Here is a 16,200-nt window from a genome sequence, read left to right on the forward strand (position 1 = left end):
GTATCCTTACCTTTACCTTACGGTTCTCGTAGCGCATTTGCTCTGGCCCGCAATAGCGGTTTTAGCCAGTAATTTAAGACGGTTTTATTGCCAGTTAAAATATCGGTTGAGGCTTGCATGCCTGAAATAATTGGCCAGCCGTTCAGTTGGTTTTCATCAGTTTGAATATGGGCTTCATAGTAAGTTGTGCCATCTTCAAGTTGTTGTGCATCAGGGCTGACGTATATGACCTCACCTTTAATACCACCGTATATCACAAAGTCATAAGCCGTAAATTTCACCATTGCCTTTAAGCCTTTATGAACAAAAGCAATGTCCTTTGGCGCGATATGACTTTCGATAATGAGTTGGTCATCTTGAGGGACTACTTCCATGAGTACTTGGCCTGGTTCTACCACTTGCCCTGCTGATCGCACGACAATATTAGACACGCTGCCCGAAACGGGACTGGTAATTTGGGTACGTTCCAGCCTGTCGGCTAGGGCTTTCATATTTTCGGTTAATGCAGATAATTCATTACTGGTTTTATTGCGCTCATCAGTGGTGCGGTTAACAAAATCGAGTGCGACATTTCGGCGCTCTGCCACTGCTTGACTGATGGCGGCTTTAAGTTGCCTTTCACTGGCTTGTGATGCTGATAATTCTCCTTGCAGTCTTACTGCATCACGCTCAAGTTTTAATAACTCTAACTCTGCTACAGCGCCTTCACCAACAGCCTCACGGGTCATGCGAATTTCTTGTTTTGCCATCGTAAGCCCACTGCGCTGAGCATTGATATTAATGTTCACTTCTTCTTTTGCTTGGCGTTTTTGCTCAACTATTTGGGCGGTTTGATCTAGCTGTGAAATTAATTGCGATAGCTGCGAGTTATATATTGCCTGTGATCGTCTGTTAGCTGAGCTGTCGGCAATATCAAACTGTTGTGGGGTAATTTGTACTTGTGAAAACCATAATGCTTGGGTGTCATCAATAAGGACACTATCGAGTAAGGCTTCGAGTCGAGTTAGTTGGTTTTTAAGCGCCACACTATTTAATCTGGCTTCATGAAATGCTGAAGCAAATCTCAGTTCATCGATAACTAATAGGGTTTGTCCTGCGATGACGGTGTCGCCTTCTTTAACAAGGATCTCTTTTAAACTGCCACCGTCTAAACTCTCAATTTGTTGCACTGCAGAGGCGGGAACCACTTTGCCTTCACCGACGACAACTTCTTCTAATGTCGCAAAAGCTGCCCAAATGAGTGTGAAACAGAGTAAGCCAAATGTGAGTAATATGACTCGGTTGGCTCGTTTAGCTCCTTCAAGGTGTTTTATATGTAAGTTTGCACTCATGATTTCACCTCACTTATCTTTGAGGTATTCGTTTTTGAAGCACTTGTATTTGAAGTGTGAGCCTTTGAGTTGCTGGTGTTGCGAACGTTAACCGCTTTGATACGACGTTTATTAGGTTCAAGTAACTCGGCAGCAGATTTCTCGCCAATAATGGCACCTTTATCCATCACAATAATACGGTCGCAAAGGCTAAGCACTTTTGGATTGTGTGACGAAATGAGCATAGTGCAGTTTTGAGTATTCATTTTTAAACTGCTAATAATTTGGGTTTCACTGCGTTCATCCATGGCGCTTGTGGGTTCATCAAGGATCAATAAAGTCGGCTGGCGAAGTAGGGTACGGCAAAGGGCTATAGCTTGACGTTGGCCACCTGATAGCTGACGACCAAATTCACCTACTTGGCTATTAAGGCCGCTTCCAAGTCGATCCATGAGCTTATCAATGCCTGTACTCATCATGGTTTGTGCTAGCAAGGTTTCATCCACTTGGCCGATACCGTAAAGCAAATTATCAAGCACTGTGCCATAGACTAAGTTAGGTTGTTGGCTCATATAACCAATATGGTCACGGAGCCTGCCGACTGACCATTGTTGAGCTTCCAATTGGTTATAAAACAGTTGACCTTCACTGAGTTGATATTGGCCTGCTATCAGCGCCATGAGCGTTGATTTTCCTGCACCAGCAGGACCATAAAATCCGACCTTTTCACCCGCTTTAATATCAAGAGATACATCGTTAAATGCTGACAGGGGTTGTTCAGGGTAACTAAAGCTTGCACCACGAAGATTAAGGCTGCCATTGAAAGGGAATTGCGCCACATTTAATGATTGCTGTTGGTTCTCTTGCGGTAACTCTAAAATAGATTCAACGGAGGTAATCGCAGATCGAGTTTGCTGATATTTAAGTAACAACATGGCGATTTGATTAATGGCGCTGGAAGCTCTGCCGCTTAACATTACGATGGCGATTAAGCCCCCCATACTTAAGTTGCCTTGGTGGATCTGATATACCCCAGTGATGATTAAGCCAATTGACACTAACTGTTGGCAATTCATCACGCTATGACTAAGGGTATTAGAGCTAATACGAGATTCATTTTGCCAGTCAGCTAGACTGCTGACGGTTTCATTCCAGACTCTCGAGGCTTTTGCTTGACCGTTATTTTGTTTTATTTCTGCCAGCATATTTAAGCTTTCAACAAGATGAGCTTGGCGCTGAGTTGATAGCTTTGATGATTCTTCGATGGTTACTGATAAGCGCTTTTGCATGAAAACACTTAGCAAAATGAGCACGACCATGCAGGTCAGCGGCACAAACACCATGACACCACCAAGCCAAGCAATTAACACCAGAAATAATAAGGTGAAGGGTAAATCTACCGCAGTGACGAGAGTGACAGAGGTGATGAAATCACGAATGCTGTCAAATTCTTGCAGTTGCTTAGCAAAAGCACCTGAAGAAGCTGGACGGTTTTCTAATCGCATGCCGATGACTTTTTCAAATAAGGTTGATGACAGTTTTATATCAACTTGTTTACCAGCAACGTCTGCTAAACGTGTTCTGGCTTGGCGTAATAGCCAGTCAAATACAATGGCAATTGACGCGCCACTGGCGAGTACCCATAGAGTATCGATAGCTTGGTTGGGTACGACGCGGTCATAAACATTCATGGTAAATAGCGGGGTGACTAATGCCAGCAAGTTAATCGCTAACGAGCCGATTAAAAAGCTGCCATAAAAGGGTTTTACTTCATCAAATGCCGCTAAAAGCCAATGCCTTTTAGTGTCTTTATGGTGTTCAGTACCGCGCTCATCAAGTTGCTCTATGGGCTTGATGTACCAGCAATGGGCTGAATTGGACTTAAATTGCGCTGCGAACTGTTTTTCATTTATTTGAGTGTGTTGACCTTGCATATCAACAAGCATTAATGCGCCTTGCTGTTTTTCTGATGCAAAGTAGGCCTGGTTGTGTTGATCAAATATGATTGCGGGCAAAGCTAAATGATTAAAACTTAATGCTTGGGGCGCGCTATCAACATTAATTTGTTTGAGTAAATCACTTAGCTGAAGAGCCCGTTGTTCTTCGCCGCTATTAATAGGATGGGCGGATAAGATTTTAGAAAGACTTTCTGAGGAGATAGGCAGGCCAAAATGAGCCTTAATCAGTGTCAGTAAACTGTTTAAGGCTTGATGATTAGCTTGTTGTTTAGCGCTTTCATTTGCTGACATTATAGACGGCTCATCCTTTGCATCTTTGTTATTGTTTATCTAGCTTTTATGTCTCTGTTTATATTGTTTTTATCACTATTGTTACTTAAATATTTAACTTTGGTTCAGCAGCGTTTGCTGTTGAGTTAGTTGATTGATTTCATCTAGTGCTGATTGATTTAAATAACTTTCACTTTCAAAACTGGTGGTTAACGTTTCTTGTTTTGATAAGGAATCTTTAATGGCCGATGTAAGTGAATTTAGCGAATTGATTTCATCATTAGGTTGATTGCTAAGTTCAGTATTAAAGGCACTATTGGTGTGAGATAAATCTGTGTGTGATGCATCTGTTTGTGAAACTCTAGTCGGTGAACTATCAGGAATAGGTTGTATGTAACCAAATCCTGGTTGTTCAATAAGTTTATCCCCCCAATGAGTATCAACACTAATCAGGGATAACGCTGAATTTTGGGCTACTGAGATGATGTCATTCGTAGCAGTTAAGCTTGTTGGTTGTGCTGATATTGGCATGATTTGATTGAGTGTAAATTCAATCGGGGTAATGTCGTCGACAGGATTATTTGGGCTTAACTCAATTCTAATAAGCTCACTATCAATAAGCTCACTGCCAACAGGATCTTGATAGCCATACTCAGGTTTTGTGTTGGGATTAAAATCAATACTAAAAGGCTGAATCTCTTTAGGTGCAGCTTCGACATTTGCGGACAGGCTTTGCTGCGATGCAGGGGTACTGAAATCTTGCGCATAAGCATTTTCATTAGAAATTACATTAGTATTTGCATGAGTACCTGTATTGGCACTTGTATTAGTACTTGCATCATTAATGACAGGATTGATTGGCAAAATTGAGTCAATAGGGTCCATTGGCGACACATAACGGTAAGGCGTGTCATATTGCCTCATGTATTCAAATTGCATCCTTTGATACATTTCTTCCATGACTTGCTGTTGGAAATCTTCAAGTTGTAAACCATAAACGGCTGAGCTTTGTGTCATGGGTTCAAGGTTATTAGGATTTACATCGGTATTAGCATCATTGAAAGCAAAGTTGGCCATGGCAGCTGGAATGTTCATTACTGCGTTAACATCAACGGTAATTGTGATGGTTTCTAGAGCGCCTTCTGCAGATTCGCCATCAAGTGTTGCTGTTGGGTCTAGGCTTAATTCAAAAGTGGTACCTGCCGTTACACCGCTTATCATTAGGTCAGCAACACTCTCAATTGGGACTATCCATTGATTACCTTGTTGGGTCCCAGCTGATAACGTTGCCCCGTCAGGCACGCCTAAAATAGTGAGGCTTGCAGTCTCTCCTGGGGCTGGATTTTGTAATTCAAGCCCAAGGTTGAGTGGGATATCGTTGGTAGTTAAAGCATTAATATCGCCAAATTGTGTCCAAATCGGTGGGTCGACTTCTGGGGTTATTTCAATCTCGAAATTGACTATTTGTGCAGCGCTTTGATCTGTTTCATTTGAGCCTAGTACTTCAGCAGTATCAATACTGGAAAGTGCCAACTCAACTTGTAAGGTACCGAATGCAAGTTCACCAGGTAAGATTTTTATTTCATCTAAACTGGTTTCATTGACCAGCAGCGATGCTGTAAATCCGCCATTCCCGTCAGAAATCAATGCAGCAAATTGACCATCAATTTCAATACCTGCTAAATCGATGAGGGCAGTCGCTTCTGCTGAAGTAATCGTCACTTCGACTCTAATGGACTCATGCCCTTCAAGGTCAATTAGCTCAGCCCCTAGTTCGACTTTAATAACATCGCCTTCTATGGCGCTGTAGTCATCTGGAGCTGAGATTATTTGGACACCATCTGCGACTGGACTGACACCCACTAAAAAGTCCATAGAGGTTGTGACGAAGTCATCAGTACCTAACTCTTGAGTGATGATTGAAAGTGACAATGGTATATCGCCATTAAAATTTTGTGGTGGCTTGATGACAATGCTATCGAGTTGGTCTGGGGTAATGGTCCAGTAGCTTGTAGGAGAGCCATTAAACTGACCTCCATCTGCACCATTGTTAGGTAAAAGCTGTAAATTACCGCCTGCATCTTGGTAATAAACAGTGGCGCCTTCTGGGACTCCTTGGATGGTGATGTATTGCACTTCGGAGCCGTCGGTATCAATCAGACCGATAATAGAACTATTGATACCAGTTAAGGCAATATTGGTATCTTCAGTACCGTTAATGATAATCAGATCTGCTGGCACCTCTGCAGCATCAGTAACAGGGGTGACTTGAATCGTTATAGTATCGCTGAAGTTTGCGTTGTCGATAACATTAGCACCATCAATATCTGCAGTGTCACTGACAGTGCCTGAAATCAGTAGTCTAAAGTCACCACTTAGGTGTTCTGGTGGTGAAAATTGCAATAAAGCTAGGGCATTGTTTAATGCTACATTGGTGTTACCTGTAAATTCCCAAGTATCATCAGTGCCAGATTTTAGCTGGAACAAACCAGTGTTATCAATGAGCTGGCCGCCATCGAGCAGGGTAATGGTAAATAGCTGTGCAGGGTCGTCCAAAATGATTTTTTCTTCACCACCAGTGTTAGCGGTGGCATCTGTGTCAGCGAAGGCTAAAAATAACCCTAAGGCCTTAGGGTCATCTTCATCCATGGTATCAATTAATGACTCCAGAGTGACACCATCAGCCACTGGGGTAATATTAATTTCCAGATTCTGAGAATCATCTACTTTGGTATCACCACTTAATGAGTCTGTGGCAATGATGCGAATAGGAATAGTCAAATCACCGGAAAAATCCTCAGAAATATTATGTAATGCTAAGTTACTTAACGATGCTGTAGTAAAGACATATTCGATGATGTTTTCGCCACTACTGTCATAGAGGGCGATAACGTCACTACCGGTAAAATAACCGCCCTGAGGTAAGTCGCTGGCTAGCACTCTAAAGCTTATGACATCATTATTATCACTGGTGATGGATAAGTTGAGATGACCCGCAAAATTGATGGTGCTGTCTTCTGTCGCATCGACATCGGTGGCTTGCAGTGCAGTTACCGTAGAGGCAGTAGATGTTGAAGTTGGTTGATCGAAAGTAACGAAGATATTTGCAGTAATGATTTCAGGATCATCTCTGTCTAACACTCTTGCTTCAACGATAATACCTTGCAAAACAGTGGCATGTTCGCTTGATATTGTCATACCCTCTAAAATCGATAATGCTTGTTCTTGAGTCGTGTCGTTGGTCATATTATTGCTGGGGATAATCCAACGGCCGTCACCATCATTGATGGCGCCATTGGGATGGGTAACAAACCATCCATCAGCACTTGGCATCGTTATGACGATGTAATCGATGACTTCAGAGCCGTCTATATCACCGTCAAAAAAGACAATGTCATCGGTAAGCGTTATTGGCTGACCATCTGAGCTGTAAAGGACGGTATTATTAATTTGTAAGCGGGTTATGACCTCAACCACCGCATCAACTTCGACTGAGAGTTGGCTACTTATTTCTTGTACTGTCGTCGCGCCAGTTTCCGATGTATCGGTGATTTGATAACTGACATCTAATGTGAATGGTCCATCGGCATCTTGTGGTGGTAATACGGCTAAGCGACCTGAATTTAATAACTCGGTCAGTGTTGGGCTAAACTCATCGGTCAGTTCTGACAATAATAATCCGAAGCTACTGACCGTTATCTCTGCACCGTCAAATAGATAAATCATCCCTTCACTGGATGGGAAGATTGTCATACCAGTGATGGTTTCACTGCCGTCCATATCAGCTAACAGAGCCGGCATTAAATTAAGCACTATGGGTTGATCTTCTTTACCCAAGCTGGTGGTTTTTAAAGAGTCGGACGTTTCATCAATGACAGGGGCAATATCTATATTGAGGTTTAACTCATACTCAGCTATGTCTCCGTCCAACTCGGTACTTTCAACAAATAGCGTCAAGTTTATTTGGCCACTAAAATCTTCAGGAGGCCGGATTGATAATGTCGATAGCTCAGTTGCTGTCACACTATACACGGGCAGTCCATTGTCAAAATCGACCACTGATAAATTAACTGTTTGGCCATTTGAATCGATAAAACTGGCGCCATCAGGTAAGCCTACTAACCGTAAGCTTAAGCTCTCGGAACCATCATCGTCTGAGCTGATAACTGTAAACGATAAAGGAATATCGCTATCTTCGTTAAAAGGTACTTCTGAATTAATATCGCCTGAGTCAGTGATTTCCCATACATTGGGATCTGAATTAATTGTCGGTGCGTCATTAGCTACACCTGTCAGTGAAATGGTGACATTTTGCGGCTGACTATAGTTGGGATTAGGGTTTAGTGGATTATCAACGGGATCGATGCCATCTTGGGATGATTCAGTAGCATAGCTTCGCACTGAGATATCAAAGTCCCCTAAATTGGCAGAGCTGGCATCTGCCAGTGGGATGAGAGTCGCCTCAGCTGGTGGCGCAGAGAATACATCCTCAAAAGAGACGGTCCAAACCCCATTGCCCAAATCAACTGCACTTGGCGCATCAATCGCCCAGCCTGTAGGTAAGGTTAATTCAAAGTGTAGATTTTCTGAGCCTGAATTATCCGTAAGTGAACCAGAAAGCATCAAGTTTAATGCAATGGGGACATCTTCTTGGCTAGTGATGTCTCTTGTAACAAGTGTTGGCGTATCTGTAACAGGCGTTACTTTAATAACCACGGTTTCAGTGCTGCTTGGCGCGGTTGAGCCATTGTCAGGCTCGGTTGATAGTGCAGTGACATCAAAACTAAATTCACCAGCCAAATTGTCATCGACAGTGACTTGCAATAAGGCGAGTTCATCGGCGCTTATCTCTTGTCCGTTGGCAATAGAAAACTCAACACCGTCACTGTTGGTACTGGTAATGGTAATGCCAGCAGCAATATTGGTTATGGCATAAATAATGACTTCTGAGCCTTGCGGATCTGTCCCTACAATATCTTTTGTGGTCGCGTTAATACTAATATCAATGGCGCCAGCGTCTTCGTTGACGTCATAGCTGAACTGGCTGTTACTTTCCCATTCTGGCGTGTCTGCTACAGAGGCAATAGAGAAAGGCACTTCGGTGGTGATTGACGGTTTATTATTAATGTTGACCGTGATTTGCGCAGAAATCGCTAAGGTGGCATCTGATGCATCTTCTGGAGGGTGAAACACTAAATCGCCACTTGGAATCGCAATGCCTAAATTACTGATAAATAGGTCATTGCCTTGTAAAATATAATTCCCATCAGCATCTAGGCTCACGGGCTGACCGTCTAAGGTGAGTGTGCCGCCTGCAAGGGAGGCTTTATTGATAATGATGCTTTGGATAATTTCACCTTCATCAATATCGCCCGGTAACGCGACTATGGCTAATAGGCCTGGTGTATCTTCAGTGAAGTTAGGGTTGAGCACCTTGATTGAACCAGCTTTATCATTAGCCGTAATCGTGAGGTTATTAATGACAGTATCACCATCTGTATCGGTGACATAAACCTGCACATCTTCGCTATAAAATAGCTCAGCATATTCAAAAACCACACTGGTAACAGTGGCTTTACCATCAGCTGTGATGACAAGCGTGCCATATTTAACGCCAGTGTCAGTGAACAGTTCAACGGAGTCCCCAGCTGAATACTCTGTGCCATCATAGATAAATTTGCTGACCTGAGCGCCATCTGCACCTTGTTGTTTTTGGTTAAATAAATTGACGCTGTATTCGGTATTATTTTCTTCAGTGAAGGTGAGTGATGAGTCGTTTTGGATGGGCACATCATCTTGAATATTAATATTAATGGTTTGATTATTGGACTGATCGCCATCAGCGTCGGTAGCTACAACTTCGAAACTCATTGTTAGGTTGTTTTCGCCATTACCATCTGGGTGATCAACGGCGGCAAATTGTTCAAACTCGACTTTGCCATTCCCATTAAATCGAATTCTAAAGACATCGCTATTATCACCAGTTCGAATGGCGTTGTACCAGCCACTTCCATCGGCAAAATTACTTAATACAATGGCTTGCCCATCACTGGTATAGCTGCCAAAGCTAAAGCCTGCAGCGAGTTCAATATTACTGATATCGTCACTGCCACCATCGATATTGAGTATGGCGCTGCTTGACACACTAATATTATCTACCAGCTCCCCTTCATTGATTGCTATGCTCAATGAAGCAGGTAAATTGGGGGTTATACCGTCATAGATATTGATTGAAATGACGGCATTAATATCTGTGCTATCAGTATCTGTCGCGAGGATATCGACATTAATGGTGTTTTCGGTTCCTGCGCCAGTTTGATTATCAATAGGGCCAAACATTTGCATTGAAAAATCAATTTGAGCGGTACTTTCTGCATCAATATGAATATCGGCTGGTAGTGCCATTCTAAAGACTAAGGTGCCGTCGGACAGTTGCCCCTCGGCTGTGGCGCCATTATCAGAAATGACCCAATATACTGTCGAACCATTCTGAGTGACTAATTGGCCATCGGAATCTAATACAGGATCAAAATCATAGAGATCAAACTTAATATCGACGATTGGGTCGCCTTTAGTCGTTATGTCAATTAAGCCTTTGACTCGGTTATTGATCCCTGGGGTGATGCTAGGAAGCTCACTTATTTCTAAGCTGATGCCTGTGATGTCACCCGGGTCGTCATCTTGGACGATTAACATCATGTTGGCTTGAGTGGTATCACCGTCAAAGTCAGTGATAAACAGGCCAATATTGACCTCATCGGTGCCAACTTGGTCGAACGGTTGATATAAAGTAGTCGTGTAATTATGCGATAGTGTATCGGCTTCTAAGTTCCAGTTATTGTCTATTTCAATGGTAAAGATAGGTTGGCCAATATCCACTACATAGGCCGTTAAGGTTAAACCATCTACTGAAATGTCGAACATGATTTGCTCGCCACCTGCAGTGAGAGCCGGCAGCTCATTAGCATCAAACCCTAGAGTGTTTATCGCATCTGCGCCAACCTGTATATCAAACTGACCTGTTTGAACCAGAGGTGTCCCAATAAGATTAGCTTCATCAAAGGTTAAGGTACTGATATTGTCAATAAGGGCATTACTGCCGTCATTAATGACCCAATTAAGATTGCCTAAGTCAATATGACTGCCATCAATATCGACAGCATCGATCAATGTGGCCAGCTCGAGTGAATCTGACCAGCTATGATCGAGTGGCCTTTCAATATTCATTGTTGCGGTGACATTAACATCGTCACCACTATTAATGGCCGATAGCGACAGACTAAATACTGTCACCCCATTCGCTGTGGCAATAATTGATTTAGCGTCACCGCTCAATGCATAACTGATGGCATCTCCGTTAGAGGTTAGCCCTAGCGCTGTTAATGGGACTAAAGATAAAGCACTAAAAACCACTGAACTGGCGATAATCGCATCGGAACCTGCGGTGATGGTAAATATTTGAGCATCAGAATTAGGCGAAGTAATTACAGTTTCTGAAGTCGTAAATGTGGCATCTGCCATTATTCCAATGGCACCATCATTGATAGTGATTGTACTTGTAGCAGTAGCAATACTGCCGTCAAAATCTGTCACTGTATAATCAAAGCTAATTGATTGTTCTATCGTATTGTCGAGGTTATCACTCGCTACAAACCGCCAAAAGCCGTTATACAATACGGTTAACTCACCTTTGCCTGTATCAATAACGGCAGGGGCTCCTATTGCAACAGCATAATCAGTGCCGTTAAAGTTGATGCTTTCAACAATCAGTGGCCCTTCAATTGTATAGTCGTTACCTGTGATAGAGCCTGTAATTGACGTATCCTCAATAACAGTAAAATGATCATCGATGGCCAATTCTGGTGTGTCTTTGACGTGTAAAATGGCATAGGTAATGATTTCTTCCGTTGTGCCATCGGTATCGGTTTGGACTCCTTCAAGTCGAATAAATGTGGATAGTTTACCAATTGCAGGATTATCAAGTGGTTGAAAAATAGTGACTTGCAGATCTGTACCCGTTAACGCAGCCTCAAGCACAAGTTCGTTATCGCCATCTCTAAAGACTTGGAACGATAAACCATCTGGCGCAATGACAATACTTAAGTCTTGACCATTTGATTGGCTTCGTAACAAAAAGGATTGATCCGCTGATAAAGAAAGTACCGCATCGGGAATATCAAAACTAAATTCTGCACCAGTTTGATTGTTAATGTTTAATGCCAACTCGTAGAGATAGCCATCATTGGGTATATCCAAATTAGGCATATCATCCACAGCAGTATTACCGGCTAAATCACTAACGCTGACTTCCATTTGCCAACTCATTCGCTGATTTAAACCATCAACATTTAAAGTGTCATCAAATAGCCAGCTGCCATCTGCGTTGACCGTCGTGGTAAATGTCTTGGTCGTGATACCGTCGGTTAATGTAAGCGTGACAGTTTGGCCTTGCTCTACTCCTGTGGTGGTTCCCGTAAGGGACGATTCTCTTCCGTAGGTGAATAAACCGACATCAAAACCATCGACTCCAGTATCAATATCGATAGTCACTTGAGTATCAATTAGCACTTGATCAGATGCTGTTGCACTATTGCCTGCAATATCTATTGCTGTGGCGGTTGCCGTAAGCGTGCCATCAACAAACCCTAAAGCAGCAAGGTCTTGAGCAGTAATAGTATAAGTACCGTTAGCATTGACCGTGGTCGTTACGGTAGTTGATACATTGTTGGCGTCGGTTAATGTGATTTTTACTTGCTGCCCTGCTTCAATATTAGTCACAGTGCCGCTGACAATGACTGTACTAAGCTCAGTTTGGTTAATGAGACTATTACTATCGACAATTTCGACAGTGATGGTTGCGGTAGTATCCACAGGCATTTGTGCGGATGCTGATGCAAGGTTACCTGCGACATCGTTAACCTCTGCAGTGACAGATAATGAGCCATCATCAAAGCTTGATAAATCTTGTGCAGGGAGAATCCAAACACCACCAGTGACGATAGCGGTTAGAGTTAGAGAGTGGCCTTGGTTATCGGTGAGGTTCACCGTAACCGTTTGACCGTCTTCGACATTGGTAACCGTGCCTTGAATAACCACTTGGGATATTTCTTGAGCATTGAGTACATCATCATTGTCAATAATCTCGACTGTGATATCAGCTAGAATATCCACAGGAATTTGTGTGGTGGCTGATGTAGGGTTACCTGCGACATCGCTAACCTCTGCTGTGACTTCTAAAGAACCATCATCAAAGCTTGATAAATCTTGTGCTGGGAGTGTCCAAACTCCACCAGTAACGATAGCGGTTACAGTCAGCGAATGGCCTTGGTTATCAGTTAAACTCACTGTAACTGTTTGACCATCTTCTATGTTTGTGACGCTGCCTTGAATGACCACTTGGCTCATTTCAGTGGCATTGATAACGCCGTCGTTATCCACAATTTCCACAGTGATATCGGCAGCTGTATCTTTAGCTACTGTGTTATTGCCAATGCTCGGATTACCTTCTACATCGACAGCTAATGCACGTAGCGTGAGTTCACCATCAAGTAATGATGACAAATCAAGGTTATCAAGTTGCCACTGACCATCAACAACACTGGTATTAAATATTAATCTAGTACCACTTGAATCTGTCACCCAAATTAGTACATTTTGACCATCTTCAATATTAAGTGCTTCACCGCGCAAAGTTGTGCTGGGGACTTCAACTGCATTAAGCGTATTGTCATCATCTTCCGCTTCAATGGTCACAGATGCTTGAGAATCTTTGCTGACAATGGCAGTGACAGAAGTGGGGTTGCCAGCAATATCGACAGTATTCGCTGTAAAGCTAATATTGCCATCGACGAGTGATGAAACATCAGCATCATTAATTTGCCAAACACCTGCGACGACAGTGGTATTGAAGGTGAGTTGGTTATTGAGGTTATCGGTTAGAGTAATAGTAATGGTTTGACCGTCTTCAACATCATCAACTTGACCTGAGAAATCAAGGCGCAGCATTTCAAAGCGGTTAATGACAGAGTCTCTACCCGTGTCCACATCAATAGTAATATCAGCCAATATATCAACAGGCATTTGAGCGTTAGCAGTAGCAGGGTTGCCTGCTATATCGCTGACCTCTGCTGTGACCACTAGTGAGCCATCATCAAAGTTTGATAAATCTTGTGCTGGGAGAATCCAAACACCACCATTAACGATAGCGGTTACTGTCAGTGAATGGCCTTGGTTATCAGTGAGGTTTACCGTAACAGTTTGACCATCTTCAACGTTTGTGACGGTGCCTTGAATCACCACTTGGGTCATTTCAACAGCATTGATAACACCATCGTTATCAACAATAGTGATATCAATTGCAGCTGTAGTATCAATGGGGATTGAGGTCGATCCTTGTGCTTGGTTACCAGCATAGTCGTATGCGATAGCTGTCACTATGAGTGAACCGTCATCGAACGCTGATAAATCTTGAGCGGCTAAACTCCACACTCCATTTATGATGGTTGTTGTTAATGTTAATGAGTTATTGAAGTCGTCAGCTAGCGTGACTGTAACGAGCTGACCGTCCTCGATATTACTTACGCGTCCTTGGATGATGACTTGGCTTAATTCCGTCGCGTTAATGACACCGTCATTATCTACAATTTCGACTGTGATCTCAGCGCTAGTATCAACAAGTATTTGAGTCGAATTTGAAGCAAGGTTGCCTGCAATATCGTTCACTTCAGCAGTAACAATTAAGGAGCCATCATCAAAGTTTGATAAATCTTGTGGAGGTAAGTTCCAAGTTCCGTTGATAACTACTGTGGTTACACTGAGGGAGTTTCCTTGATTATCTGTCATCGTTACAGTAACGGTTTGACCATCCTCAACATTAGCAACAGTACCTTGTATTGATACTTGCGCCATTTCTGCGGCATTAAGTACTCCATCGTCATCATTTATTTCGACTGTAATGCTTGCTTGAGTATCTTTAATAATAGTATTTGTGGCGAAAGCAGGGTTGCCTTCTGCATCAATTGCTACGGCATAAAGGTGTAATATACCGTCAGCTAAATCAGAAGCATCTAGTCCTGATGCAGTCCAAAGACCATTACTCACCTCAGATGAAAGGGTAAAAACTTGGCCTAAACTATCGGTAACAGTGATGAAAATGACTTGACCATCTTCGATATTGTTAGCAACCCCAAAAATGGTGTTAAGGTCATCAATATCTTGCTGATTTAAAATCTGGTCGCTATCAAGGACATTGATAGTGACATTGGCAACAGTATCTTTAATTACCGTTGTAGAAGAAGAAGCCGGATTACCTGCAATATCTTGAGTACTGACATCAAAACGTAATTCCCCATCGACTAGTGCTTCAATATCTGCATTTTCAATTCGCCATATACCATCCACGACTTGGGTTGTGTAGGTGAGAGTCTGACCGTCAACATCAGTAATGGTGATAGTGACGGCTTGACCATTTTCTACGTCAAAAACTGAGCCTGAAAAATCAAGATTCTTCATCTCGAAACGATTAATAAACTCATCATTACCTGTGTCCACGCGAATATCGACAGCAGCCAGAATATCAATGGGATCTGTCGTCGAAGAAGCAACAGGATTACCTGCGATATCGATAACTTCAGCAGTTGCAATCAGGGAGCCTTGATCAAAGTCTGATAAGTCTTGAGGAGGAAGAGTCCAGATACCATTTGCTACCGTGGTGTTGACTTGATGGTTTGAGCCATTTGCATCCGATAAGGTCACCATTATCGTTTGGCCATCTTCAACATTAGCCACCGTCCCTTTAATGATGACAGACGATATTTCAGCAGCATTGATAACATTATCAAGATCTTCAATTTCGATACTGATACTAGCAAGGGTGTCTTTAACTGAGTTGTCAAAAGCGGGTTCAGCTATTCCTTGATAAGTGGGAGCACTTATCTCTGCATTGAGAAGTCCTTCTGCAAGGTTGGATATATCAACATTGTCTAGACGCCAACTTTCGTTGATTACAGTGACTTCTATATAAAGTTGCTGGCCATGAACATCTGTCAGCTTCAAGCTCAATATCTGGCCATTAATAGCATCTAATGCTTGACCAGAAATACTAACAGAAGGGACTTCGAATCTATTTAAATAACCATCATTGGCATCATCAATATTGACGGATAGAGTGAGTGTTACAAAAGAATCCTGCTCGCCGATTAGCGAACTAATGTTATTAGTGTCCTTTGAAAGGTTATCACCTTGAGAGTTATAACCAGATTGTGCGATTAAAGCATTGTATTGAGTCTGAATGACATTGTAGAAATAGTTTAACCCTTGTGTCTCTGAAGATGGCGTCTGATTATATGCGTTATCAGGTGCTTGGCTATCAGGGCTATTTGGCTGTGTAGAAGAGGGTGTTGATGGATTTTGGGAAGAATTAATCAATAAAGTATTTGGAATAGTGACAACTTGCTGATCAACGACGATATAGGGTGCGCTTTGGTCGTTAATGAGGATATCTTCTGCGTTGATATCATATAATGGAAGAGTATTAATGACTTGTTCAGAACTAATAGCGTGCCATTGACCATCGTTCGCAATTGCGAATACGCTCGAGCCAATTTTTACGTAATACAATACGTCAATGCTATCCACAATCATTTGCATTCCTTAACTTTCAA

The 16,200-nt window shown here is 42.5% G+C and carries 3 protein-coding genes; all 3 read right to left on the reverse strand.

What is annotated here, in order from left to right:
- Nucleotides 1-17: 17 nt before the first annotated feature.
- A complete protein-coding gene (locus LMH66_RS17030; RefSeq protein ID WP_102529361.1) occupies nt 18-1,331 on the reverse strand; it encodes an HlyD family type I secretion periplasmic adaptor subunit in 1,314 nt (437 codons plus the stop codon).
- A complete protein-coding gene (locus LMH66_RS17035; RefSeq protein ID WP_229371518.1) occupies nt 1,328-3,559 on the reverse strand; it encodes a type I secretion system permease/ATPase in 2,232 nt (743 codons plus the stop codon). Before LMH66_RS17035 ends, LMH66_RS17030 begins: the two co-directional genes overlap by 4 nt.
- A gap of 93 nt (nt 3,560-3,652) precedes the next feature.
- Entirely contained in the window at nt 3,653-16,180 is a 12,528-nt protein-coding gene (locus tag LMH66_RS17040; RefSeq protein ID WP_229371524.1) for an adhesin, read from the reverse strand.
- Nucleotides 16,181-16,200 lie beyond the last annotated feature (20 nt).

It is taken from the genome of Shewanella sp. 10N.7 (genome assembly GCF_020806285.1).
Lineage (GTDB): Bacteria > Pseudomonadota > Gammaproteobacteria > Enterobacterales > Shewanellaceae > Shewanella > Shewanella electrodiphila.